Annotated in this window: 19 protein-coding genes; 12 read left to right on the top strand and 7 right to left on the bottom strand. The window is 68.3% G+C overall.

Annotated features, from left to right (window positions below; all coding sequences use genetic code 11):
• Positions 1-38: 38 nt before the first annotated feature.
• The 3 genes from ACYVLP_RS11910 (at position 39) to ACYVLP_RS11900 (ending at position 5,577) form a co-directional block, all read left to right on the top strand.
• On the top strand, positions 39-2,465 hold the full coding sequence (locus ACYVLP_RS11910) for a M14 family metallopeptidase (protein WP_460627558.1): 2,427 nt from the start codon (positions 39-41) through the stop codon (positions 2,463-2,465).
• Between the two features lie 183 nt (positions 2,466-2,648).
• Entirely contained in the window at positions 2,649-4,247 is a 1,599-nt protein-coding gene (locus ACYVLP_RS11905; RefSeq protein ID WP_460627557.1) for a lysyl oxidase family protein, read from the top strand.
• Positions 4,248-4,464: 217 nt separating this feature from the next.
• Positions 4,465-5,577 (top strand): DNA glycosylase AlkZ-like family protein, encoded by a 1,113-nt coding sequence (locus ACYVLP_RS11900; protein ID WP_460627556.1) that lies wholly within the window; start codon positions 4,465-4,467, stop codon positions 5,575-5,577.
• Here the strand turns inward: ACYVLP_RS11900 and ACYVLP_RS11895 are convergent.
• Both ACYVLP_RS11895 and ACYVLP_RS11890 read right to left on the bottom strand, forming a co-directional pair.
• Positions 5,574-6,698, bottom strand: coding sequence for an endonuclease/exonuclease/phosphatase family protein (locus ACYVLP_RS11895; RefSeq protein ID WP_460627555.1), 1,125 nt, complete (start codon positions 6,696-6,698; stop codon positions 5,574-5,576). The two genes, ACYVLP_RS11900 and ACYVLP_RS11895, sit on opposite strands and share 4 nt — an antisense overlap.
• Positions 6,695-8,623, bottom strand: coding sequence for a patatin-like phospholipase domain-containing protein (locus tag ACYVLP_RS11890; protein ID WP_460627554.1), 1,929 nt, complete (start codon positions 8,621-8,623; stop codon positions 6,695-6,697). Before ACYVLP_RS11890 ends, ACYVLP_RS11895 begins: the two co-directional genes overlap by 4 nt.
• A gap of 245 nt (positions 8,624-8,868) precedes the next feature.
• On the opposite strand from ACYVLP_RS11890, the gene ACYVLP_RS11885 reads away from it, so the two are divergent.
• Positions 8,869-10,731 carry a DNA/RNA helicase domain-containing protein gene (locus ACYVLP_RS11885; protein ID WP_460627553.1) on the top strand — a complete coding sequence of 621 codons (1,863 nt, stop codon included), beginning with the start codon at positions 8,869-8,871 and terminating at the stop codon, positions 10,729-10,731.
• 26 nt (positions 10,732-10,757) lie between these two features.
• Here the strand turns inward: ACYVLP_RS11885 and ACYVLP_RS11880 are convergent, their stop codons facing one another.
• Both ACYVLP_RS11880 and ACYVLP_RS11875 read right to left on the bottom strand, forming a co-directional pair.
• Positions 10,758-11,087, bottom strand: a complete 330-nt coding sequence (locus tag ACYVLP_RS11880) for a hypothetical protein (RefSeq protein WP_460627552.1) — start codon at positions 11,085-11,087, stop codon at positions 10,758-10,760.
• 207 nt (positions 11,088-11,294) lie between these two features.
• Positions 11,295-11,525 carry a hypothetical protein gene (locus ACYVLP_RS11875; protein ID WP_460627551.1) on the bottom strand — a complete coding sequence of 77 codons (231 nt, stop codon included), beginning with the start codon at positions 11,523-11,525 and terminating at the stop codon, positions 11,295-11,297.
• 178 nt (positions 11,526-11,703) lie between these two features.
• Between ACYVLP_RS11875 and ACYVLP_RS11870 the strand changes: the two genes are divergently transcribed.
• Positions 11,704-13,035, top strand: a complete 1,332-nt coding sequence (locus tag ACYVLP_RS11870) for a hypothetical protein (RefSeq protein ID WP_460627550.1) — start codon at positions 11,704-11,706, stop codon at positions 13,033-13,035.
• Positions 13,036-13,124: 89 nt separating this feature from the next.
• Here ACYVLP_RS11870 and ACYVLP_RS11865 read toward each other — a convergent pair whose 3' ends face one another.
• The 3 genes from ACYVLP_RS11865 to ACYVLP_RS11855 form a co-directional block, all read right to left on the bottom strand.
• Positions 13,125-13,766 carry a hypothetical protein gene (locus ACYVLP_RS11865; protein ID WP_460627549.1) on the bottom strand — a complete coding sequence of 214 codons (642 nt, stop codon included), beginning with the start codon at positions 13,764-13,766 and terminating at the stop codon, positions 13,125-13,127.
• Positions 13,767-13,842: 76 nt separating this feature from the next.
• Positions 13,843-15,039, bottom strand: a complete 1,197-nt coding sequence (locus tag ACYVLP_RS11860) for an adenylate/guanylate cyclase domain-containing protein (RefSeq protein ID WP_460627548.1) — start codon at positions 15,037-15,039, stop codon at positions 13,843-13,845.
• Positions 15,040-15,087: 48 nt separating this feature from the next.
• Complete coding sequence (locus ACYVLP_RS11855; protein WP_460627547.1) at positions 15,088-16,866, bottom strand: sigma-54-dependent Fis family transcriptional regulator; 1,779 nt, start codon at positions 16,864-16,866, stop codon at positions 15,088-15,090.
• Between the two features lie 322 nt (positions 16,867-17,188).
• Here ACYVLP_RS11855 and ACYVLP_RS11850 point away from each other — a divergent pair, with 322 nt between their 5' ends.
• The 7 genes from ACYVLP_RS11850 to ACYVLP_RS11820 all read left to right on the top strand — a co-directional run bounded on the left by ACYVLP_RS11850 (position 17,189) and on the right by ACYVLP_RS11820 (position 24,406).
• Complete coding sequence (locus ACYVLP_RS11850) at positions 17,189-18,826, top strand: ferritin family protein (RefSeq protein WP_460627546.1); 1,638 nt, start codon at positions 17,189-17,191, stop codon at positions 18,824-18,826.
• Positions 18,827-18,926: 100 nt separating this feature from the next.
• Positions 18,927-19,979 (top strand): FAD-binding oxidoreductase, encoded by a 1,053-nt coding sequence (locus ACYVLP_RS11845; RefSeq protein ID WP_460627545.1) that lies wholly within the window; start codon positions 18,927-18,929, stop codon positions 19,977-19,979.
• A gap of 87 nt (positions 19,980-20,066) precedes the next feature.
• Positions 20,067-21,173 (top strand): aromatic/alkene monooxygenase hydroxylase subunit beta, encoded by a 1,107-nt coding sequence (locus ACYVLP_RS11840; RefSeq protein ID WP_460627544.1) that lies wholly within the window; start codon positions 20,067-20,069, stop codon positions 21,171-21,173.
• 2 nt (positions 21,174-21,175) lie between these two features.
• A complete protein-coding gene (gene mimD, locus ACYVLP_RS11835; protein WP_452267596.1) occupies positions 21,176-21,520 on the top strand; it encodes a propane 2-monooxygenase effector subunit MimD in 345 nt (114 codons plus the stop codon).
• Between the two features lie 74 nt (positions 21,521-21,594).
• The gene (locus ACYVLP_RS11830; protein ID WP_460627543.1) at positions 21,595-22,638 is read left to right on the top strand and encodes an amidohydrolase family protein; all 1,044 of its coding nucleotides are present in this window, start codon (positions 21,595-21,597) and stop codon (positions 22,636-22,638) included.
• Positions 22,635-23,384: an iron-sulfur cluster assembly protein gene (locus ACYVLP_RS11825; RefSeq protein ID WP_460627542.1), complete on the top strand. Its 750-nt coding sequence runs from the start codon at positions 22,635-22,637 to the stop codon at positions 23,382-23,384. The genes ACYVLP_RS11830 and ACYVLP_RS11825 overlap by 4 nt, the downstream gene beginning before the upstream one ends.
• Positions 23,381-24,406, top strand: coding sequence for an NAD(P)-dependent alcohol dehydrogenase (locus ACYVLP_RS11820; RefSeq protein ID WP_460627541.1), 1,026 nt, complete (start codon positions 23,381-23,383; stop codon positions 24,404-24,406). The genes ACYVLP_RS11825 and ACYVLP_RS11820 overlap by 4 nt, the downstream gene beginning before the upstream one ends.
• Positions 24,407-24,427 lie beyond the last annotated feature (21 nt).

The following is a 24,427-nucleotide window of genomic DNA, read 5'->3' as shown; positions in this document are numbered from 1 at the left end:
CTCCAGGTTTGCTCCTTTGCGCCGAAGGGAAGTGGCCCATGAAACATCCTCCACGCCTCGTCTCCATGCTGGTCGCTGGAGCCCTTGTCGCCGGGCTCGCGCCCGCACTGGCGACCGGCTCCGCGTTCGCAGACACCTCCGCCAGCCAGCCGGCTGACACGGTGAGTGACGAGCCCGCCGAGGCCTCCCTCCTCAAGGTCGTCGTCCCGGACGGAGCCGCCATCGACCGGCTCGCCGGCCTCGGGTTCGACCTCACCGAGTACACCCGTCCCGTCGATGGTGGGGTCGAGATCCACGTGGTCGCGGATCCCACTGAGGCACAAGAGATCAGCCAGCTCGGCTATCGCGTCGGGGACGCGATCACGACTCCGTCGGACGTCGCTGGTCTGCGGACCCAGCGATCCGCCGCGATCGCCGCCGAGGCTCAGGCCCTGGCCAGCACCGACACACTGACGGTGCTGCGGTCCGAGTGGTTCACCTCCCTGGACGACCAGCGGTTCATCTCGGTTGAGGTCAAGACCGACGCCCCGACGGCCGAGAACATCCTGACGGTGCAATGGGACTCGGGCCCGGGCACCGCCATGGGATCCGGTGGCAGCGCGACCATGTCCCGCTTCGTCGACGCCGGCCAGTACATGTACCACCGCTTCAACGCGCCCATCCCCATCTCCGTCGAGCCGTCGCAGGTCCGCATCACGAGCACCGAGGGCGGCACGGCCACGGCCGCCGTCACGCAGTGGCTCGGTGCGGCGCGGAAGGCGCCGAGCCCGCACTACGTCACCGACTTCGTCGACCACTACATGGACCCGACCGAGGTCTACGGCCGGATCAAGGCGCTCGCCGCCGAGTTCCCGTCGCTGACCGAGCTCGTCGACCTGCCGAACAAGACGAACGGCTACCGCCGGGCGGCGCAGGCCCAGTTCGGGACGGCGACCGCCAGCACCTTCTACGTCACCTCGAAGGCCTACGGATCCGAGGGTGGCAACGACCTCAGCATCGCCCTCGTCAACCCGGGTGCAGCGAGCTCGCCGCTCAGCGTCTCCGTCACCGGCAAGGCCGTCACGGTCACCCTGGCCACCAACGGCTCCGGTGCGCTCAGCTCGACCGCGGCGCAGGTCGTCAGTGCGATCAACGCCAACCCGAGCGCCAACGCGCTGATGGTCGCGAGCACCTACCGCGGCAACGCGGGCGCAGGAGTCGTGGCCGCCGCCGCGAGCACCCGCCTGACTGACAACCTCAACGCGCCGGCATCGGTCTCGCGAGAGCCGTTCCAGATGCAGGCTCTTCGGATCGGCAAGACCCGCAACGGTTCGAAGACCGGTGTCTTCCTCTACTGCCAGGAGCACGCCCGCGAGTGGGTCACTCCGCTCGTCTGTGTCGAGGCGGCGGAGCGGCTGCTGCGCAACTACCAGCTCGACCCGACGACTCGCAAGCTCGTCGACAACCTCGACATCTTCATCGTGCCGTCCATGAACCCCGATGGCGCGCACTACAGCATGTATGACTTCGCCTCCCAGCGGAAGAACATGACGAACTACTGCGACGCGGCCAACTCCGACCCCGCGCGTCGCACCTCGTGGGGTGTCGACATCAACCGCAACTTCTCGGTCGGGTCGGCGTTCGACGGCTACACGGGCGCGTCCACGACGAGCTGCACGTCGGGCACCTACTCCGGCCCAGCTGAGCTCTCGGAGCCGGAGGCCCGCAACGAGGTGTGGCTCGCGGAGACCTTCCCGAACATCAAGTTCGCGATGAACACGCATTCCTACGGCGGCTACTTCATGTGGCCTCCGGGCGCCTACAAGGCCGCCGGCCGCATCCCGCTGCCGCCGGTCGAGCTCGGCACCGAGGAGTTCTTCTGGGCCGCCTCCGACCACATCCTCAGCGCGGTCAAGGCTTGGCGCGGCACCGCGATCTGGCCCGGCCAGACCGGCCCGGTCATCGACGTCCTCTACTCCGCCGCGGGCAACTCCGCCGATGAGCTCTGGTACAACCACGGCATCATCGGCTGGGACTTCGAGGTCGGGGCGGACATGTGGGACCCGCAGACGAAGAGCTACCGGTCCGTCGGCTTCCAGCCACCGTTCGCCGAAGGGCACCAGGAGGCAATGGAGTTCGCCAACGGCCAGATCGGCATCCTCGAGGTGGCGCTGGCCCACGAGACCGACACGACACCGCCCAAGTCGAAGCTCGTGGTGACCAAGCAGGCGGCCGGCCAGACCAGCTTCACCTTCAGCACGAGCGAGCCGTCCACCGTCTACTACACGCTCGACGGGAGCCGCCCCACCCTGAGCTCGCCGAAGCTCGCATCGTCGGGGCTCCGTGAAGGCGCCGGCGCGGTGACCGTCAACGCTCGGACCGAGGTGCGGTGGTTCTCCACCGACATCGCCGGCAACACCGAGTCGCGATACCGGCCTGACGGCAGCTCGCAGAACTTCAACCACCAGCTCGTGGCAGTCAGCTAGGCGCCACCTTTCGTGAATGGTTCCGCCCCCCGGGCGGGGCCGGCCACACACCCGAGGACGGTATGCCGCTGCGCCACCCGAGCGGCATACCGTCCTCTTCTGTGCCATCGGCGTGACAACCTCTCGGCCCTCATGTGCGTCTACCTATTGGTGCAGTCCGACACAAGGGGAGGGGATTGGGCAATGGAGCCTATTCGTCGGAAGGTGGCCGTCGCCGGGGTCGTGGCCCTCGCGGTGGCCGGAGTCGCCCAGGGCGTCGGCGCCCTGGCAGCCAGCGGCGACCCGCAGGTGAGCCTGCGCGTCGCGTCGGCGACGGTCGAGGTCGAGCGGATCGAGGGCGACCCGTTCATCTGGGCGCCACTGGGCACTTATGTCGGGGTTACGGGTGGGCCGCTTCTGGTCGAGGCCCTGCCCGGTGCGGACGGCAACGCCGATCTGTGGCGGGTGCGTCGTGACAGCGCGGGCGGGATACACCGCATCAGCCGGATCCAGACGCCCACACGGGGGTTGATGTTCCTCGGACTGCCCGACTTCGTGAACGTCACGCTCAAGAGCCCCTCGGGCGCGGTCGTCTCGCAACAGAGCCTTGCCTTCTGCCCAGCGGGTGGGTTCTTCGGCGGTGCGTCGATGGCTCGCCTGGACACCAGCGGGCCCGACGAGCCGACCCTGCCGAACAGCTGCGGCTCCGAGCTGACCCGCCATATCGTCTTCGGCCTCGACCAGGGCTGGGCGTCCTCTGTCGGCAACGAGCTCCTGTCGAACTTCACCGGCCCGGATGGGGACTACCGGGTCGACCTGGCGATCGCGCCGACGTATGTCGAGCAGCTCGCCATCCCGGCGGCCCAGGCCCACGGGTCGCTGACCCTGACGGTCACGACGATCCCGTGCCCGTACGACCCTGAGTTCTGCCCGGGCGGCGGCGGGGGTGGTGGAGGCGGCGTCGGGGTCGGCTTGGCCGGCGCAGGCCCGGGCGGGGTCGACACTCTCGTCCGGTCGGCCGCCGCGGACGTCAACGCTCGCGCGGCGCGCACCGCCACGCTCGCGTCCTCGCCTGCACTGCGGACCCTGTCCGATCGCGCCAACCCGACGCGCACCGGCCAGCCCGATGCGAACAACGGCCGCCGCGCCAAAGGGCTCCCCGACCTGGTGCCGCTGCCGGCGTTCGGGATCTCGGTCCGCACGGACGAGACGGGCCGCGACCAGCTCGGCTTCGGCGCCAACCTTGCGAACCTCGGCGCCGGACCGCTCGTCGTCGAGGGTTACCGGCAGGGTGCGGAGCACATGGTGGCCAAGCAGTTCGAGTACCGCGACGGGACGCCGGTGAAGGTCTTCCCCGTCGGTGAGTTCGAGTGGGACGAGCGCGAAGGGCACCACCACTGGCACTTCGAGGATGCGGCGCAGTATGACCTGGTCGCCGCTGACGGTTCGCTGCAGCGCAGCGGCAAGCAGTCGTTCTGCCTGGCACCGACCGACCCGATCGACCTGACCAGGCCGGGTGCGGTGCAGCAGGTCGACTCCGACCGGATGTGGTCGATGTGCGGTGGCTCGGAGGCGATCTGGATCCGTGAGGTGCTCCCGGCGGGGTGGGGCGACACGTACTACCAGGGCGTCGCCGGGCAGGCGTTCGACATCACTGACCTGGCCAACGGCGTCTACACCATCCGCATCACGTCGAACGTCAGCGGTCGCCTGCACGAGAGCAGCACGAGCAACAACGTCTCGACGAAGAAGGTGGAGCTCGGTGGCACCCCGGGTGCGCGTACGGTGACCGAGCTCGGCTGAGCGACGTCGCTGCGAGCCCTCCCCTGACCAGCGGCATACGACGCGTCCCCATCAGGGCCTTCCGGCCCCGGGTCGTATGCCGCTGGGCGTCGTGCGAGCGCGGAGCCCGGCCGCTCGTGGGCCGCTCGTGGGTTGGGCTGTGCTGCGGCGGGACGGGTCGGATGAGCGGAACGGCCTCCGGACGTCTTCCGTCCGGATTCGGTGCGAGTATGCGGAAATGACCTCAGCGATCGACGCCACGGCCACGTGGCCGCAGGCACTGGCATGGCGGATGGAGCGGCACCTGCTCGACCCGCTCGGGCCCGCGTCGGCGGCCGACGTCGTGCGACGGCTCGGTGCGGTGCTGTCGATGGACGAGTCGCTCGCCGATCTCGCTGTCGGCACCCGGAGCACGACGACGCGTCCCGGCGATCTCGCGAAGGCACTGGGGGACGGGTCGGTGATCAAGGCTTTCGCGTTCCGGGGGTCGATGCACTACCTCTCGCCCGAGGACGGCGGTATCTACCTCGCGCTTCGATCGGCAGGTCGGCAGTGGGAGCTGTCGAGCTGGGTGGAGTTCTATCGCCTTGCGCCGCAGGACTGGCCGGACTTCCGGGCTGCGGTGCGGGACGCGCTGAGCGACGGGCCACTGACCATCGCCGAGCTCGGCGGCGCGCTGGCGCGGCGTCGAGAGTACCGGCACCTGAAACCGGTCTTCGACGATGGTGCGGGCACGCTGATCAAGCCGTTGACGTGGCAAGGGGACATGAGCTTCGGTCCACCGCGCGACGGCCAGCACACCTTTCAGCGGCTCGACGGCAACCCGCGGTGGGCCGGCATCCCCGACCTCGAGGACGCGGGCCCGCGCGCCATCAGCGCGTATCTGCGGACCTACGGGCCGGCGACGCTGGACCACCTGCACTACTGGCTCGGCAACGGGCTGAGCGCCGGCCGCAAGCGGCTCGACCGGTGGATCTCGGGACTCGGCGATCGGCTGGTGGGTGTCGATGTCGGGGGCACGACGGCATACGTCGTGTCTGAGGACGTCGAGTCGCTCACTGCGGCGCGGCCGTCGGAGGCCGTGCGGTTCCTTCCGGGGCACGACCAGTGGGTGATGGGTGCCGGCACCAAGGACGTGCGTGTTACCCCTGCCCCGCTTCGGGACGCCATGACCCGCAAGGCCAACCCGATCGTCGCCGGCGGTGTGGTCAGTGGAACGTGGGCGCGCAAGGGCGACTCGCTCGCGATCTCCTGGCAGAGCGGTCGGAAGCGACCCGACGAGGCCATTCAGCAGGAGGCGGAGCGACTGGGTGGCATCCTCGGCATGGACCTTCAGGTGAGACTTGGCTAGAAGTCGGTGAGGTCGGCGTAGATGGCCGCGTGGTCGGACGCCTCCTGCTCCTTCTTCTCCAGTGTCGGGAAGACGTCCCACGGGTCCTTGGTGCGTGGCCCGCGATAGACACCTTTGCGGAACACGCCCCCTCCGGTGACCTTGGCGAAGAGCGGGGGCGACATCAGGATGTAGTCGATCTTGTCCTTCTCGTTTCCGGAGCCGTAGGTCCCCTTGCGGTGGTTCCAGTCGAATGCGGGGTGCTCGCTGACATCAGTGAGGTCTTTGTTGTTGACCAGCGGACGCAGAGCGGGACTGGAGGGGTCGTCGTTGAGATCGCCCGTGATGGCGATGAACTCGATGCCCTCGGCGCGCAGACGCTTGTAGATTGCCGCAACGCGTGTGGCTTGGCGCTTGCGCCGCTTCGCGCCGATGGGGTCGCCTTTGGAGGCGTAGCCCTTGGACTTGAAATGGTTGGCGAGGACGACGAGACGGTTCTTCTGGGGCGTCTCGAAGTGGTACTCGCAGCAGTCGCGCGAGAAGACCGGCCCCACCGCGTCGGTGTCGAAGATGTGCGTACGGAGCTGCACGAGGTTGTACCCATCGGCGGCCATGCAGCCCACGTCGATGCCGCGGGTGTCGTTGCCTTCGACGACCATCACCTCGGGGTATGCCGTGCCGCCGACCGCCGGCAGCATGGCGACGGAGAACATGTCGAGTCCCGGGCGGTTGTCGGCTTCGACGACGGTCAGCACGTGCGCCCCGAGCTCGGTGATGACGCGGGCGGTGTTCTCGGTGGCCTGCACGTTCACCGCCACCGTCTTCAGCTCGACCCATCCAACCCAGCTGGCGCGTCCTGTGGCCACCAGGGTCACCGGCCCGCTCATCGGCCGACGCAGTAGCGAGCCCCGCAGCTTGCGCAACCGGACGAACGTGCCCTCGTCGTCGTTGAGTACTCCCAGACTGTCGAGCTCCGACAGGATCTCGGACTCGAGTCCGGCATAGGACTCGTGCTCGAAGAGCTCGGAGATCCTCGCGTGTGCACCGAGGATCTTCTTCCGGGTTGCGTCGTCCGCCTCCTGGGCGTCCATCGCTTTCGGCCTGGCGAAGAGATTCTCGACGTTGAACGATGCGATCCTCATGGTCTGCTGTCTTCCTTGTCGTCCTGCCCGGTCGTTGGTCGCGCTTTTGGAGTCCTCGCACCTGGTGCGATGCGAAGTGTGGGAGCGGGACTCGGCGCCTTGACGCTCAGGTCGACGTTCTCTCCGTGCGCACTGGCCTTCTCGATCGCCTGTGCCAGCTCGCCGAGCCCCGCCATGAAGGACTTGGCAAGGGCCTGCTGGCTCTGGTTCGTGAACGGATAGCTGGGTGCGGCGTTCAGCGGGCCGTCAAGGTCTTTGGCGTACGACTCGTCGAAGCGCTTGGACAGCGACACGATCGCACCGGACATGAGGGCAATCGAGGTGCGCAGTCGGATCCGGCGATGGTTCTCCCAGGACACAACCCGTCTCCCGGGACCGGCTGAGGGCGGGTCCGGCGGGTTCGTGTAGTAGCTGACGAGCCGCTCGCCGGCGCAACGTCCTCGTTCGGACAGCTTGGTCAGCACCTCCGGCGGCATTGCCAGGTTCATGCCACCCTCTTTGTCGGTGTGCGAGATGTGCACGACGCGGTCGCGGTATCCGGGGACTCGCATCTGGCTGTTGTCGACCCAGTTCTGCATGGCATCGAGGATGCTGTGCAGGAACCATGCGACCCTGCGCAGCCCATGACCTTCCGGCGGGCGTGACCATGACTCGAGCAGTCCGCTGCTGTTCGTCCGCGGCATCCACACGTTCGCGCATTCGTCGTCGTCGTTGACCGGGTGCGCGGGATGGAAGAGGCGCAGGTTGATCCCGAACGTGGGGCGCGACGGCAGCATCGAGTCGAAGTACGAGATCGGGAAGTTCGAGGTGATGCCGCCGTCTGAGAACCATGACGGCTCGAAGACCTCCTCGGTGCCCTGCTGCATGGATCGGTCGACGCTGTGCAGCGGCACGGCGGAGATGAGGATCGGAAAGCTCAGGCTCATGCGCGTGGCCACCACCACCGGAAGATCGTGGGCCGGAGGAAGGGGCACCAACCCCTGCGCGTTCATGTCGCCGCCCTTGTCGATCAAGTGCTTCACCACCCGATCTGGGAACAGCTGCCCGAACTCCTTCGGGTCGAACCAGAAACGGTCGCCCAGGTCGTTAGGCAGCCGATACGGCCGACCCTCTGTCACGTTGGTCGTCTGCATCTCCAGGTTCACCGCCGGCTGCTCGCCTTCTGGTGCCTCCCAGAGATCCCCGAACGTCAACGGCCCCGTGGCCGAGTCGTGCCCGGCGAGCGCATCCAGCCTGTCGGCAAGCCAGTCCGAGAGCGAGTCGCCGCCGTCATAGGCCTTGGATCCGGAGACCAGGCCGAACATGTTCCCCTCGATCGCCTCGCCCCCATCCAGCGCCACCGCGAGCGCCGCACCGACCACCAACCCGATGACGGCCAGCAGCAGCGCGACAACCACACCGATCCAGGTGAGAGGCGACGTCGCGTCGGCAACAAGAAGAGCCGTCACGAGCAGCGCACCCGGCAGCAGACCTCCGACCGGCATCCACCACCGCCGCGACCGGAAGGAAGCAGCGACCGCCCCGACGAGCAGGCCGAGCCGGCTCGCACCGGGCTTGACCGCACGTAGCAGCAAGCCATGGAGGCGGCGCGTGCTGCTGGGCGGTCGGAACAGGTTCACGAGGTTGTCGTCGGCGCCGAGCCAGTCCGGCAGGGCGGCCAGGCCGGGGAATCCGCTGCCTGGGCGCTGGGACGAACGCCCATGCTCGGCAGCGGCGGCCGCCGCGGCTGCGATGGCTCCCGCCGACGTGCCTCCGACATTGCGAAGTCGATAGGCAGTTGCCAGCTCACACACCGCGAGGGGATACAGCACCCCGCTGGTGATGCCGCCTTTCATGATGACGTCGCACTCGCGAGCCGCTTCCTGATAGGCCGCAGCATCCAACAAACGGGCCCTCTTGCTGCCTTCGGCGACCTGGCTTGACACGGTGGACTCCTCGATACGAACGGTCCTTCCCCTCTAAAGAGTCCTCTCGACGCCCATTACGTACATCGGAATCGGCAAGAAAGTCACCATCTCTCTTGCCGGCCCGATGCCGCTCGACCGCGGCGTTCGCCCTCGCGTTGCCGACCCGCAACGGTCGCGTAGAGTCGAGGGGTACCGCGGATCGACGGGCTTCCTTACCGGACATGCTCCCCCGCACGCCAGTCGTGCTGCCCAGGAGTCGGTCTTTGTCCGCGTTGCTGCGTCACACCGCTGACGGGTTCGCCGTCGTCGAGGCCGGGCTGGAAGAAATGCTTGCACGCCAGATGCTGCATCAGACCGGACAGCGTCCTTCCCCGGGCGAACGAACCTCCTGGCGAATGAGTCTCCCTGTACTTGCAGCGGATCTGGTCGGCGCCGGACGCGGCGGCGTCGAGATGCTCATCGAGTACCGGCTGCCGTTGACAAGCAAGCGTGCTGACGTGGTCCTGGCGGGAATGTCGTCTCGTACCGGAGAACCCGCGTACCTCGTCGTCGAGATGAAACAGTGGAGCGAGGCGCACCGGTACGAGGACAGCGATGTCCTCGTGACCGTCCCCAGCTACGGCAAGCGGCCCGTGAGCCACCCGCTGGACCAGGTGCTGGGCTACTGCGAGTACTTGACCGACTTCGTCGCGACTCTGTCACAGCATGACCGTCAGGTCGCTGGAGTCGCGTATCTGCACAACGCGAGCGACGGCGGGGTCCGCGACCTCCTGAGCGGCCAGTTCGACACCCGCGTAAGGATGTTCACTGGACAGCGTCGTGGCGAATGGGTGGCGTTTCTGCAGTCGTTCTTTGCTGCCGGCGATGGGGCAGCCGCGGCCGACGAGCTGCTGTCAAGTCGGGTCGCGCCCTCCAAGCAGTTGATGCGCCTCGCAGCGGAAGAGGTGCAGAAGCGCGAGATGTTTGTGCTTCTGGACGAGCAGCGGGACGCATACAACACGGTCCTGCATGCTGTTGCCAGGGCGAGAGAGGGCAACACAAAGACAGCGGTCGTCGTTGAAGGTGGTCCAGGAAGCGGCAAGAGTGTCATCGCGCTCTCGCTCCTGGGCGAGCTCGCAAGGCAGGGTCGTACTGTTGTCCACGCGACTGGGTCGCAGTCGTTCACCACGACCCTGCGAAAGGTCGCTGCACGTGGCGCCCCGCGGGTTCGGCGGGCATTCCAGTACTTCAACTCGTTCATGGCCGCATCACCCAACGAGATCGAGTGCCTCATCATGGACGAGGCACATCGGATCCGGGAGACCTCGGCCAATAGGTTCACTCGAGCGTCATTGCGCAGCGGCCGTCCTCAGATCGACGAGCTGCTGTCCGCCGCGCGCGTTCCGGTGTTTCTTCTCGACGAGAACCAGGTCGTCCGGCCGGGCGAAATGGGGACCGTCCGCGATATCACGGCCGCGGCGCAGGAGAGGGGCATTGCGGTGACGCACATCGATCTCGACGCGCAGTTCCGCTGCGGCGGGTCGCTGGAGTTCGTCGACTGGGTGGAGCGCCTTCTGGAACTCCGTCCCCGAGGGCCCCGGCCGTGGCAGGACGAGGAGCACGGCTACGCGGTTGAGCTGATGGATTCTCCTGAAGAGCTGGAAGGGTGGCTGAGCAGCCGTCGAGCGGAGGGATATGGCGCTCGAATCACTGCTGGATACTGCTGGAGGTGGAGCGATCCTCGGCAGGACGGTTCCCTGGTCAACGACGTGAAAGTCGGCGACTGGTCGCGACCTTGGAACGTCAAGGGTGACCGCGCCACAGGTGGTGCGCCCCCATCCGCCCTCTGGGCGAGCGACCCTGCCGGATTCGGCCAGGTTGGCTGCATCTATACCGCGCAGGGATTCGAGTACGACTATGGAGGCGTCATCCTTGGTCCCGACTTCGTGCGTAGGGGCGACCGCTGGGTGGCGGACCAGTCGGCCAGCAAGGATCCGGTCCTGACTCGTCGAGGGCAGGTGACAGAGTCCGACTTCGACCGCCTGGTCCGCAACGTGTACAAGGTCCTGCTGACACGGGGAATGCTGGGCGTCGGAATCTACTCGACCGATCGGGAAACGCGAGAGTTCATCGCCAGGTTCGTCTGACACTGCCCTCGCCACTGGAACAGCGTCTACTGGTCGACGGGATCGGTGAACGAGACCGGCTTGCCGGTGGCGTGGGCGTATGCGATCTCCCTGCTCGTGGACTCGCCGATATACCCGCCCGGGTTGACGACCAGAACCCGGTCGGCCAGGTCGATCTTGCGCAGGTGGAGGGCACCCAGCGCGGTCTTCTGCTCGTCCGTGATCAACTCGTCTGCTTGGTGATCCTCGGCGCGCAGGAAGATGGCTGGCGCGACGACGATGACACCCGCGAAGGTCAGATCACGGCTCGCCGCGCTCATCTCGTCCACGAACCGGGTAGAGCCGCAGATGCAGACGATCTCAGGTCGGTCGGGCACGGCTCGGTCCTTCGGGTCGAACGGGAAACCGTCAGTGTGCGCGGAGCCATCACCACGGGCGAACGAGCCAACAGTCTACGTAGGCAGGTGGACACCACGCGGCCGCACCGTCGCAGGCGAGAGGGCCTGGCCCGTGCTGGGAATGACGCTGCTCGACGCCGAAGTCCGGGGTGCACCAGGCTCACCAGCTTCCTTTGGCAACCCGGCCTAGCGGCTCGGGTCGGGCGCCGGTGCCGAGATGGTTCTGCGAACACGCAGCTCGCGCAGGATCGCCTCCTCGCGCGAAGCGAGCTCGATGATCTCGGTGTTGACGGTCCCGACGAAGCCGTAGGGCAGTGAGGTGTTCGCCCTAGTGCCGGGCCGGTGCAGGGGAGTGTGCCGGAGGGCGTCCTCGACCTGCGCGAGCTCGATCATGAGCTCGCTGACAGTGCGGGTCATACCTAGGAGATACCCCTCGCGCCCGCCCCAAGACCGCTGCCCCGCCAGGAAACCCAGGGAGCCGTGCCGTTGCCCTCGGACAAGGACCGGTGGGACCGGTGGGACTGCGCGCTCACTCGACGGTTGGGTCGTCTGTCGTCTGAGGTGGGCGGGCTGCGCCGCGGCCATAGGCTGGGGGGTGTCCGTGTTCGCGAGCACGAATGCTCTGGACCTGTTCACGGCGTGGGTCCCGCTGGCCGCCGCGGCGGTCGTGCCTGCGTACCGCCTGACCCTGGCCCCGCGGCTGGCATCGGGGCGGCTCCGCAGGGGTCGGCCGGTCCGCATTCCCGTGTCGCGCGGCGCGCGGCATGGCGACGATGGCTCCGAGGGGGCGCGCATCTCACGCGTCGAGGGCGACGGCCACATCTTCGGTCCGCGCTTCCACTGGGTCGTGCCGATCTCGGGACTGTCGCTGGTCGACCCGGCGAAGTCCTTCCGGGTCACGGACGAGCGGGACAACGTGGACCGCGTCCACGTCCCCGACCGATGGGGTGCCCCCTTCGGCGCCGCCATGAGCGAGAGCGGTCCGACGTGGTCCGCCAGATCGTGGAGGACGCGCTGGCTCGCAGCGCCGACCTGGACCATGGCGGTGGTCGGCTACTTCGCCGCCATGGCTGCTCTGGCCGGACTGTTGGCCTTCACGAGCACGCAGCACGTGGGAACCGTCCAGGACACGGCCGACAGTGACTGCAGAGTCGCAGTCGTGGATGGTGGCGCCGCGTACACGCAGTGGATGCGATGTGGGTTCGACTTCGGGCCCGGCGATGACCTGACGTTCTACGCGCTGGGCCGCCCGTTCGAGGGGGAGGCCTACCTCCCAGAGATGCTGGTCGCGATGGTCGCCGCTCCCGCCGGGCTGGCCCTCGCCTTCGGGGTCGGGCATGTTGCCTTCGCGGAAGTGCGCCGCCGCCGCATCGCCGAGCGCCGCTACGTCGTCGACGAGGTGCCGGCCACCGCCTTCGACCGCGACAACCTCTGGCTCGACACCTACCTCCCCGAGACGGCCATCCTGCTCGAATGGCCCGACCGCCCGGATGCGCTGGTCGACCCTGAGGAGGTCGACGGGCTAGCGGAGACGGATCGCGCGGAGATTGACGAGACCGAGACGTCCGCCGACGACTCACTCTGGTGGCGGTTCCACGCCGTGCGCGGTGGCGACGGCGGGTGGACACTGCTGCTCGCCCGTGGTGTCGACGCGGACGAACCGGCGACGTGGGTGCTCACACCCGACCGACAACCGGCGCTGCATGGCCTGGCGCGGCTGCCCAACGACCCGCCCTCGTCCGGATGGGTGCGCCTCAACTACCCCCGCTCCGCAGGGCGCGACCAGGCGGGGCAGGTCGTCCTGGACGGGTGGGCGTCCTACCACCGCCTTCGGCGGGTCGACGACGTCACGATCGCCTCCCTCCGGGAAGACCTTCTCGGGCAGCTGCGGGACCGTGACGACGAGCGCGCAAGCCGAGACGGCTGACGCCGCCGGACGCCCACGCGTCAGGACGGCTGACACGGCCGGACGGCATACGGCACACGGCGATTCGGCCGATGGCGTATGCCGTGTCGTCAGGTCGGGCGCGTCCCCGCGGCGTCGGCTCCCTGACGAAAGAAGGCCACGATGCCGTCGACACCATCCAGCTCGGCGAGCAGCCTGGCTGCGCCGAAAGGCGCGTTCCAGAACTCGCCCGTGAAGGGTCCCGACCTGGAGACGTAGGCGTAGGGCTGGGCGTCGTAGCGGTCACCGGGGGAGACGCCATAGGTGGCATCGCCGAGCTCGACTGCGACGTCGAAGTGCTCGGGCCACAGGATCGGGTCGGCGCCCTCGTGAAAGCTCCTCAATGCTCGGTCGCCCAGGGCGAGCGCACGCTCCACCTGTCGAACCGACTCCGAGTCGAGGCAGATGGCCTCGTCGGGACTGACCTTGGGCCCGTCGGGATAGATGTCGTCCAGCCGGCTCGCCTCGAGCCCCAGGCGTGCGGCCGCCTCGGCGAACGTCAGGCCGTCGACGTCGACCGTCAGATCTGCGGTGACGAGCGCCGAACCACTCATCGAGATCATCGGTTCGTCCCGCGTCCGGAAGCCCTGCGCCTGGACCCGGAGCTCGATGGATCCTCCCTGCCTGCAGCGCGGCCCGGCGAGCACGAGCTCGGCGAGGCCGTGCAGGCTGCGCTTGGTCGCGGTGTACGTGTCGGCGGCATTCTCGGTCATGCGGTCCTCCGGCTGGTCTCGAAAGAAGGGCGGGGAGTGGGGTGGCGGTGGGCAGGCAGGTCAACCAACAGAGTTCTCAGCCAAGCTGGGCTCGCAGCAGGGTGACCGACCCGGAGACACCCTTGAGGTCGACGGCGCCGATCTCCTGGAACGTGATCCCGTCCTGCTGCGAGACCTCGGCGACGGCCTCGCTGACGAGCACCTCGCCCGGTCGCGCGTACTCGGCGATGCGCGCGGTGAGGTTCACGGTCTGGCCGAAGTAGTCGCCCTGCTGGAAGAGCACCGGCCCGGTGTGCAGGCCGACATGCGCCGGCGGCAGCCCGGCAGCCGAGACCTCGTCGACCATCTCCAGCGCCGAGCGGACCCCGGGACCGGGGTCGCGGAAGTAGAACATCACGCCGTCACCGAGCCACTTGATCGGCTTGCCGCCGAACCGCACGGAGCCGCGCTGCACCAGCCGGCCCAGGGTGTCGGCGAGGTCCGCGGCTGCCTCGTCGCCGCGTTCCTGGGTCAGTCGGGTGTACCCGGTGAGGTCGAGGAAACAGATCGCCGGTGGCCGGTCCAGCCGGCTGTGGATGCCCGCCTGCGCCATGAAGACCTCGAAGGTCTCGATGAGGTTCGCGGTCCAGGCCCGCGCCTGCTGAGCGTGGTAGAGGCCGAGCAGGGCGCGCTCGGCCAGCGGGGTGCTGAGTTCCGCGAATGCGGCGTTGGCCGCGCCCTCCGGCCCCAGGCCGGCAGCGATCGCCGGCTCCACCACCTCGGAGTTCCACCACCCGCCCTCCGCCTCGGCGATCCGGCGGGTGCTGTCGCCATGGACCCGCAGCAGGTGCTCGATGGCGTTCCTGCGGAACCCGGCGGACACCTGCAGCTCGAGGAACGGCACGACGTCCATCTCGTCCGCGCGCACGAGGTCGTCGGGCGACGGAGGCGCGGAGCCGATCGCCTCCCGAATCGCCATGACGAGATCCACCGGGACACCGGTGCGGTCACTGACCTGCTGGAAGGTCTCCCCGGCCAGGGTCGCAAACCGTTCGTATGCCGCACCGTCGAGGAAGTCGAACGAGAGCGCGCCGCTCCGGAGCCCGGCCACCACGTGCTCGAGAGGGATTCCCGCGTCCTCGAGCGACTTCGCCATGACGACCCGGCGCAGGTCTCCCGGTGAGAGGCGTGCCGGGTCCGCCTGGCCAAGGACACCGAGGCCGAGCAGTCGGTCGAGATACTCCGGCTCGACCCCGATGCGAGCACACGCATCGTCACGTGAGTACGACCTCACGGCGGCAGCCTAGGCGCTGGGTGCACACGCTCTCAGCGGTTTCCCCGGCTAGCTGCGGGTGTCGATGCCGTAGTCGCGTATCTTGCGGTAGATCGTCGCCCGCGAGAGCCCGATGTGCTCTGCCGCCAGCGCCTTGTTCCCGCCGCAGTCCGCGAGCGCCCGCGTGATGGCGTCCCGTTCGATCACCTCGATCGGGGTCAGGGTCCTCCGGGCGACGGCGAGGCACTCCGGGGGCAGGTCCGCCAGCTCGATCTGACCGTGCCGCTTGGCCGCGGTCACGCGGCGCAGGACGTCGCGCAGCTGGGTGACGTTGCCCGGCCACGGATGTCTCGCCAGCTGGTTGAGGGCGGCCGAGCCGATCGTCAGCTCACGTGACGGTGCCTGGGCCTGCAGCAGGGCGGGAACGAGGACGCGGACGTCCTGCGGCCGGTGCCGAAGTGGCTCGAGCACGACGGTGCGGTCGAAGCAGGGGAGGATCTGCGCCTCGACCTGGTGGTTGACGACGGCAGGGTCGTGCGTGGCGACCACCCAGGGCCGGGTCTCGGTGGTCTGCGCGGACTGCTCCATGAACAGCTCGGAGAGCGCGTCGATCACCGATGCAGGCAGCAGCTCGACCCGACGCAGGACGATGGTCCCCGGCTCGGGACGCTGGAGCTCCTCGGCCACCGTCTCGAGCCACGCGCCCGGGTCCTCGGTCGCGGTCGCCGCGTCGAGGGTCCGCAGGTGGGCAGCCGGTGCCTGCGCGTGGTGGATCGCCCGCGCCAACGAGTACTTGCCGACGCCTCGCTCGCCCTGCAGCACCGTCCACAGCCGGGTGCGGTGGGCCTCGCGCATCTGTCCGGCGACGCGCGACCACTCCGGGCTCACGCCGACGACGCCGGGCAGGGGGATCGGTGCGACCGTGCCGGTGGGGCGCGGGGCCGAGCCCGGCTCGGTGAGGTTGATCCGGAAGACACCGCCGGCCAGGCTCGTGCCCACCGACGAGGGACGGTAGTCGAGCCGGGCCACGGCGCCGCTCGGCAGGTCCACGACGAAGGTGCGGGGGCTCAGCTCGCCCAGGGCGTCGCTCGTCCTCGAGACGATCGCGACCCGGTCGGTGGGGTCGAGCCGTTGCTGCGCGAGGCGGTTCATCATGACGATCTCGGGCCCCAGGGCCATGACCGGCCCGGTGGCGTGCTTGCAGGCGGCGAGGTAGTCCCGAAGGAGCGACAGCTCGGTCGCCGAGACCGTGGCCAGCAGCGCGTCCTCGATCTGGGCTGCGATCGAGCGCGCGTAGGCGAGCAGCAGCTCGTTGGAGGCGGAAGCCCCGCAGGTGAGGTCGAGGACGCCGACGAGGGTGCCGTGGATGGGATGCACCACGGGCGCGCCGGCGCACGCGAACATCATCAGCGGCTCGGCGAAGTGCTCGGATCCGACGATGAGGGTCGGGGTGCGCAGGGTGAGTGCCGTGCCGATGCCGTTGGTCCCCACGAGCTCCTCGGCGTACGTGAAGCCCGGGGTGAGGTTGACCCGCTCCAAGGACCTGGCGAGTGCCGGGTCCGTGCAGATCCGGTTGAGCACGTTGCCGGCGGGGTCGGCGAAGATCATGCTCACCGGCTCCTCGCCGAGGGCGGCGGCCGCCCGGCTCATGACGTTGCGCACGAGCGGGATGAGCTCGGACTCGCTGATCTCGGAGACGTAGCGCGGCTCGACCCCGGTGGGGCTGACCCCGGCCCTCGAGCTGCGCTGCCACGACTGCGCGACGACATCACGCACGGTGGGCTCGACCTGCCCGGAGCGCAGGAATGCGTCCCGTGCTCGGACCTCGAGGGTGTCGATGTGTCCCATGGACCAACCTCCCGTGGCACGCATCCGCCTCGTCGCGGGTGCCAGGTGCCAATTTTCACGGCCATCGCCCGGCCGGGGCAAGGCTGCGATGCGCCCGCGAGCGGGCGCGTCTCAAAGTGAGACACCCGGCGACCAGCCTCGAAGCGGCTCCACCGCGCCGGCATATGCCGCTCGAAAGGGAGGCGGGCGGCATACCAAAGGTGCCCTCTCACATTGAGACAGCCGTCACGCCACGGCGCTGTGACGCTCTACCTCACCCGGCAGACGACGCCGTCGCCGGACGGCTCGGTCAGGACGACCGACCGGAGACCAGGAGGCAAGAGTGAGCAGACAGAGTCTGACGAAGGCCCACGCGAAGATCACCGAGCTGTCGTGGGACCCGACGTTCGCGACGCCCGCGACCCGCTTCGGCACGGACTACACGTTCGAGAAGGCCCCGAAGAAGGACCCGCTCAAGCAGATCATGCGGTCCTACTTCCCGATGGAGGAAGAGAAGGACAACCGCGTCTACGGCGCGATGGACGGCGCGATCCGCGGCAACATGTTCCGCCAGGTCCAGCAGCGCTGGCTCGAGTGGCAGAAGCTGTTCCTGTCGATCATCCCGTTCCCCGAGATCTCGGCCGCCCGAGCCATGCCGATGGCGATCGACGCGGTGCCCAACCCCGAGATCCACAACGGCCTGGCCGTGCAGATGATCGACGAGGTCCGTCACTCGACGATCCAGATGAACCTCAAGAAGCTGTACATGAACCACTACATCGACCCGGCCGGCTTCGACATGACCGAGAAGGCCTTCGCGAACAACTACGCGGGCACCATCGGCCGGCAGTTCGGCGAGGGGTTCATCACCGGCGACGCCATCACGGCCGCCAACATCTACCTCACCGTGGTCGCCGAGACGGCGTTCACCAACACTCTCTTCGTCGCGATGCCCGACGAGGCCGCCGCCAACGGCGACTACCTGCTGCCGACCGTCTTCCACTCGGTCCAGTCGGATGAGTCCCGGCACATCTCCAACGGCTACTCGATCTTGCTCATGGCCCTCGCCGACGAGCGCAACCGGCCGCTGCTCGAGCGCGACCTGCGCTACGCGTGGTGGAACAACCACTGCGTGGTCGATGCCGCCATCGGCACCTTCATCGAGTACGGCACCAAGGACCGCCGCAAGGACCGTGAGTCCTATGCCGAGATGTGGCGGCGGTGGATCTACGACGACTACTACCGCAGCTACCTGCTGCCGCTCGAGAAGTACGGCCTCACCATCCCGCACGACCTCGTCGAGGAGGCCTGGAACCGGATCGTCAACAAGGGCTACGTCCACGAGGTGGCGCGGTTCTTCGCGACGGGCTGGCCGGTCAACTACTGGCGCATCGACGCCATGACCGACAAGGACTTCGAGTGGTTCGAGGAGAAGTACCCCGGCTGGTACAGCAAGTACGGCAAGTGGTGGGAGGCCTACAACCGCCTCGCCTACCCCGGGCGCAACAAGCCGATCGCCTTCGAGGACGTGGGCTACCAGTACCCGCACCGCTGCTGGACGTGCATGGTGCCGGCACTCATCCACGAGGACATCGTCGTCGACCAGGTCGACGGGCAGTGGCGCACCTACTGCTCGGAGACCTGCCACTGGACCGACGCTGTCGCGTTCCGCGGTGAGTACGAGGGCCGCGCGACGCCGAACATGGGCCGGCTGACCGGTTTCCGCGAGTGGGAGACCCTGCACCACGGCAAGGACCTGGCCGACATCGTGTCGGACCTCGGCTACGTGCGCGACGACGGCAGGACGCTCATCGGGCAGCCGCACCTGGACCTCGACGACCCGAAGAAGCTGTGGACCCTCGACGACGTCCGTGGGAACACGTTCAACAGCCCGAACGTGCTGCTGAACCAGATGTCCGACGCCGAGCGGGAGGCGCACATCGCCGAGTACCGCGCCAACGGCACCAAGGCCGTCGCCTGACCGGCACGCCAAAACCGGGCTGGCGGCGCCGCCAGGGATGAGTGCCGCCGCCAGCCCCCACCAGCAGCCCCACAGCCAGAGCCAGCGTGAGGAGGCCCTCGTGGCCGACAGACACAAGATCTACTTCGAGCCGGTCGACATCGAGATGGAGGTCGGCGAGGACGAGAAGATCCTCGATGCCGCGTTCCGTCAGGGGATCCATCTCATGCACGGGTGCCGCGAAGGCCAGTGCTCGGCCTGCAAGTCGTACGTCCTCGACGGCGACCTGCAGATGGAGCGCTACTCGACCTTCGCCTGCAACGACGCGGAGGTCAACGAGGGATACATCCTGCTCTGCCGGGCACACGCCTTCAGCGACTGCACGATCGAGCTGCTCAACTTCGACGAGGACGAGCTGCTCGGCGGGTTCGCGATCCAGCAGGTCCGGACCGAGGTGACCGCGATCGAGCCGATGACGCGCGACATCGTCTCGTTGCGGCTCAAGGCGATCGAGCCCGAGGTCTACGAGTTCAAGCCGGGGCAGTACTCCGACATCGGCATCCCGGGCACGGACGAGCACCGCTCCTTCTCCATGGCCACGACGCAGTCGACGCCGGGCGAGGTGGAGTTCCTCATCAAGAAGTACCCGGGCGGACGGTTCTCGGGCCTGCTCGAGGACGGCCTGTCGGTAGGCGACGAGCTCCAGCTGACCGGACCGTACGGCTCGTTCACCCTCAAGGAGGGGCACGTCCTGCCGGTGGTCTGCATCGGCGGCGGCGCCGGGATGGCCCCCATCCTGTCGCTCCTGCGGCATCTGAAGGAGACGGGCAACACCCGGCCGGTCCGCTTCTACTACGGCGCACGGACGGCCGCCGACCTCTTCCTCGTCGAGGAGATCAAGGAGCTGGGGGAGTCGCTGACCGACTTCGAGTTCGTCGTCTGCCTCTCCGAGTCACTGCCCGACGCGGGCGAGGGTATGCCGCTCGGCTTCCTCCCGGAGTCCGGCAACGTCACCGACGTGGTGGAGCGGCGCGAGCCGGAGATCCACCGCTGCGAGGTCTACCTGTGCGGGCCGCCGCCGATGGTGGACGCCGCTCTGACGCTGCTCGACCAGCAGGGCGTCCCCAAGGACCAGGTCTTCTACGACAAGTTCACCAGCCCCATCACGGCCTGACGGTGCCTGACCGTGCCTGACCGTGCCTGACCCTGACTCACCACACCCCACCCATCCCGTCCACACACAACAACGGAGTTGACTGACATGGCGGACATCACCGACCAGAAGACGCGCAGCTTCCCCAAGATCGAGTTCACGGACTCCGAGGCCGGCGCCTTGGACTTCCCGAGCTCGAAGAGCCGCACGTACAACTACTTCACGCCGGCCAAGCTGCGCTCGACGATGTACGAGGACGTCACGGTCGACGTCCAGCCCGACCCGGACCGGCACTTGACGCAGGGCTGGATCTACGGGTTCGGCGACGGCCCCGGCGGCTACCCGCAGGACTGGACCAAGGCCACGTCCTCGAACTGGCACGCGTTCCTGGACCCCAACGAGGAGTGGGACCAGACCATCTACCGCAACAACGCCGCGGTCGTGCGACAGGTGTCGTTGTGCCTGGAGAACGCCAAGCGGGCCGGCGCGTACCAGAACTGGAACCACGCCTGGGTGAAGTTCATCGAGCGCAACCTCGGCGCCTGGATGCATGCCGAGCACGGTCTCGGGCTGCACGTCTTCACGGCGGTCCAGCGGTCCGGCCCGACGAACATGATCAACACCGCCGTCGCCGTCAACGCGGCGCACAAGATCCGGTTCGCGCAGGACCTGGCCCTGTTCAACCTGGACCTGTCCGAGGCCGGCATCGGGTTCGACGGCGCCGCGCACGTCGAGGTGTGGCGCAGCGCCCCGGAGTGGCAGCCGACCCGCGAGGTCGTCGAGCGGCTCACGGCCGTCGGTGACTGGTGCGAGCTGCTGTTCGCGACCAACGTCGTCTTCGAGCAGCTCGTCGGGGCGCTGTTCCGCAGCGAGCTCGTCATGCAGATCGCGGCGCGCAACGGCGACTACATCACCCCGACGATCGTCGGGACCGGGGAGAACGACTACTCGCGCGACCTGGCCTACACCCGCAACCTCTTCCAGCTGTTGACCCGCGACGAGGAGACGGGCGGGGCCAACCGCGTCGTGTTCGGCGACTGGCTCGCCACCTGGGTGCCCCGATGCCTCGACGCCGCCCTGGCGCTGCAGCCGATCTGGTCGCAGCCGTCGGAGAAGGCGGTGACGTTCGCGTCCTCGCTCGAGGCCGCGAAGGACAAGTTCCGGTCCCTGCTCGAGGAGATCGGGCTCGACATCCCGAAGGAGTTGGACAAGTGAGCATGCAGTTCGGATCCGATGCCTCGTTCTCGAACATGTGCGGGGTCACCCTGATGAACACCCCGGTGGGCCGCATCGTGGCCCAGGTGATGGGCAGCAAGCCCGGCGTGGAGCTCACCGAGTACCCCTCGATGATCCGCGTCGACGGCGAGCGAGTCCTCGACTTCGACTACGCGGAGCTGTCCGACGCGCTCGGCGAGGACTTCGACGGCTCGGTGTTCGAGGAGATCAGCTCCACCCACTACGGCCGGATGGTCCACCTCGACGACCGCACCCTGCTCTTCGCGAGCCCCGAGGACGCCGCCGAGTTCATCGGCTTCGACCTCACCGCCCCCGCCGCCCACTGACCCCCCGTCGAGTGGCCGCGTCCCCGACGACGCGGCCACTCGACGGCCCGACCACACGACGAAGTGAGGAAGTCATGTACGAGAAGAACGGCGAGAAGTACTACGTCGTCGACGCGCACGTCCACATCTGGGACGGCCGTGCGTCGAACATCAAGAACGTCCACGGCAAGCAGTTCATCGACTGCTTCTACGACTACCACAAGAACCTCAGCCCGGACGAAGCCCTCTGGGACTACGACACGTACACCTACTACGGCGGTCAGCGTCTCCTGAAGGACCTCTTCCAGGACGGGTACGTCGACCACGCCATCTTCCAGGCGACCTTGCTCAGCGACTTCTACACGACCGGGTTCGGGCAGACCGAGGAGGCCTTCGGCCTCGCGAGCCAGCACCCCGACAAGCTCACCTACAACCACGCGTACGACCCCCGCAACGGCGAAGCCGGCCTCGAGCAGCTGCGCCGTGACGCCGATCGGATGAGCCTCAAGGGCGTCAAGCTCTACACCGCGGAGTGGCACGGCGACTCGCGGGGCTACAAGCTCGACGACCCGTGGTCGCGGCGCTACCTCGAGGAGTGCCTCGAGCTCGGCATCAGGAACATCCACGTCCACAAGGGTCCGACGATCCGTCCGCTCGACCGCGACGCCTTCGATGTGGCCGACATCGACAAGGTCGCCACCGACTACCTCGACCTCAACTTCATCGTCGAGCACGTCGGGCTGCCGCGGCTCGAGGACTTCTGCTGGATCGCGACCCAGGAGTCGAACGTCTACGGCGGCCTCGCGGTCGCGATGCCGTTCATCCACACACGCCCCCGCTACTTCGCCCAGATCATCGGTGAGCTCCTCTACTGGATCGGCGAGGACAAGATCTTCTTCGCCAGCGACTACGCGCTCTGGACGCCGAAGTGGCTGGTCGAGAAGTTCGTCGACTTCCAGATCCCCGCGGACATGACCGAGTACGCACCGATCACGACGGAGCAGAAGAAGAAGATCCTCGGGCTCAACGCGGCGGCGATGTACGACCTCGACGTGCCCGTGGAGCTGCGCCTGCCCACCGAGGCCGGCCAGACGACCGTCGACGTCGCCGCCGGTGCCCGGGAGAGCGTGCCGTCATGAGCGCCGTCGCCATCCGGGCGGCCGTCACCATCGAGACCCAGGTGCTGGCAGCGCTGGCCACGGTGCTCGACCCGGAGCTCGACGAGCCCATCACCGAGCTCGGCTTCGTCCGGTCGGTGGCCATCGACGACGCAGGCGTCACGGTGCACCTGCGGCTGCCGACGTCCTTCTGCTCGCCGAACTTCGCCTACCTCATGGCCTCGGACGCGCAGGACGTCCTCCGCGTGCTGCCCGAGGCCGGGCGGGTGACGGTGTGCCTCGACGACCACCACGACTCGGACAAGATCAACGCGGGGCTGGCGGCCGACGCCGGCTACGTGGGGACCTTCGGGTCTGAGGCGCTCGAGAGTCTGGACGACCTGCGCCAGACCTTCCGGCGCAAGGCGCACACCGCCGCGATGGAGCGCGCCGTGATGGGCCTGCTGCGGGACACCGCCTGGACCGTCGAGGAGCTGCACGAGCTGGCGCTCGGCGACCTGCACTCGGGCCCCCACAAGGACGCGCTGGTCCGGCGCCGGCGCGACATCGCGCTCGGGGTCGGCCCCGCCGACAAGGTGCTGGTCGACGACGGCGGCCGCACCGTCCCGCCCGAGGCGGTGTCGACCCGGCTGCGCTTCGCCAAGGCGGTCCGCATCTCCATCGAGGGCAACGCCCACTTCTGCCGGGGCCTGCTCGCCACCCGCTACGCCGACTCGGACGGCAGCGAGCTCGGCACGTCCGTCACGAACACCAGGAGAGCGTCATGAAGGCCGTCCAGGTCGTCGGGTACCACACCGACCTTCAGATCCGGGAGGTGCCCGACCCCCGGGTCGAGGGACCGCTCGACGTCATCGTCCGGATCGGGGGCGCGGGAGTATGCCGGACCGACCTGCACATCCTCGAGGGCCAGTGGGCCGAGAAGTCCCAGGTGCGCCTGCCCTACACGATCGGTCACGAGAACGCCGGCTGGGTCCACGCCGTCGGCAGCGCCGTGACCAACGTGCAGGTGGGTGACAAGGTCATCCTGCACCCGCTCATCACCTGCGGGCTCTGCCGGGCCTGCCGCTCCGGTGACGACGTCCACTGCGAGAACAGCCAGTTCCCCGGCATCGACACCGACGGCGGCTACGCCGAGCTCCTGCGCACGACGGCGCGCAGCGTCGTCCGGATCGACGACAGACTGGAGCCCTCGGACGTCGCGGCGCTCGCTGACGCCGGCCTGACGGCATACCACGCTGCGGCGAAGGCCGCCCGGGTGACCCGTCCCGGTGACACGTGCGTCATCATCGGGGCCGGTGGCCTCGGCCACATCGGGATCCAGGTGATGAAGGCGATCTCGGGGGCCACGGTCGTCGTCGTCGACCGGAACCCGGAGGCCGTCAAGCTCGCGCTCACCGTCGGCGCCGACCACGGCGTCGTCGCCGACGGCACCCATATCGACCAGGTGCTCGAGCTGACCGGCGGGAAGGGCGCCGAGGCGGTCGTCGACTTCGTCGGCGAAGGCGGTGCGACGTCCGAGGGCGTCGCGATGCTGCGCCGCGCCGGCAGCTACTACGTCGTCGGCTACGGCGAGAACATCGACGTCCCGACGATCGACATCATCTCGACCGAGATCAACTTCGTGGGCAACCTCGTCGGCTCCTACAACGACCTGCAGGAGCTCATGGTCCTCGCGGCCCAGGGCAAGGTGGCGCTGCACACGAGCAAGTACCCGCTGGAGCAGTTCCAGCAGGCGATCGACGACCTCGACGCGGGCAGGGTGCGCGGTCGGGCGATTCTCATCCCCTGACGGCCCGACGGGGTGCGGCGC

This window comes from Intrasporangium mesophilum, assembly GCF_054783095.1.
The sequence above is the reverse complement of the archived record's forward strand: the minus strand, read 5'-3'. Positions and strand labels throughout refer to the sequence as shown.

Bases quoted from the DNA above. Each gene is read 5' to 3' on its own strand.
- ACYVLP_RS11900 (WP_460627556.1), top strand. From the start codon at position 4,465: ATGACCTCAGCGATCGACGCCACGGCCACGTGGCCGCAGGCACTGGCA.
- ACYVLP_RS11905 (WP_460627557.1), top strand. From the start codon at position 2,649: ATGGAGCCTATTCGTCGGAAGGTGGCCGTCGCCGGGGTCGTGGCCCTC.
- mimD (WP_452267596.1), top strand. From the start codon at position 21,176: ATGCAGTTCGGATCCGATGCCTCGTTCTCGAACATGTGCGGGGTCACC.
- ACYVLP_RS11865 (WP_460627549.1), bottom strand. From the start codon at position 13,766: ATGACCGAGAATGCCGCCGACACGTACACCGCGACCAAGCGCAGCCTG.
- ACYVLP_RS11910 (WP_460627558.1), top strand. From the start codon at position 39: ATGAAACATCCTCCACGCCTCGTCTCCATGCTGGTCGCTGGAGCCCTT.
- ACYVLP_RS11820 (WP_460627541.1), top strand. From the start codon at position 23,381: ATGAAGGCCGTCCAGGTCGTCGGGTACCACACCGACCTTCAGATCCGG.
- ACYVLP_RS11855 (WP_460627547.1), bottom strand. From the start codon at position 16,866: ATGGGACACATCGACACCCTCGAGGTCCGAGCACGGGACGCATTCCTG.
- ACYVLP_RS11830 (WP_460627543.1), top strand. From the start codon at position 21,595: ATGTACGAGAAGAACGGCGAGAAGTACTACGTCGTCGACGCGCACGTC.
- ACYVLP_RS11895 (WP_460627555.1), bottom strand. From the start codon at position 6,698: ATGAGGATCGCATCGTTCAACGTCGAGAATCTCTTCGCCAGGCCGAAA.
- ACYVLP_RS11825 (WP_460627542.1), top strand. From the start codon at position 22,635: ATGAGCGCCGTCGCCATCCGGGCGGCCGTCACCATCGAGACCCAGGTG.
- ACYVLP_RS11840 (WP_460627544.1), top strand. From the start codon at position 20,067: ATGGCGGACATCACCGACCAGAAGACGCGCAGCTTCCCCAAGATCGAG.
- ACYVLP_RS11875 (WP_460627551.1), bottom strand. From the start codon at position 11,525: ATGACCCGCACTGTCAGCGAGCTCATGATCGAGCTCGCGCAGGTCGAG.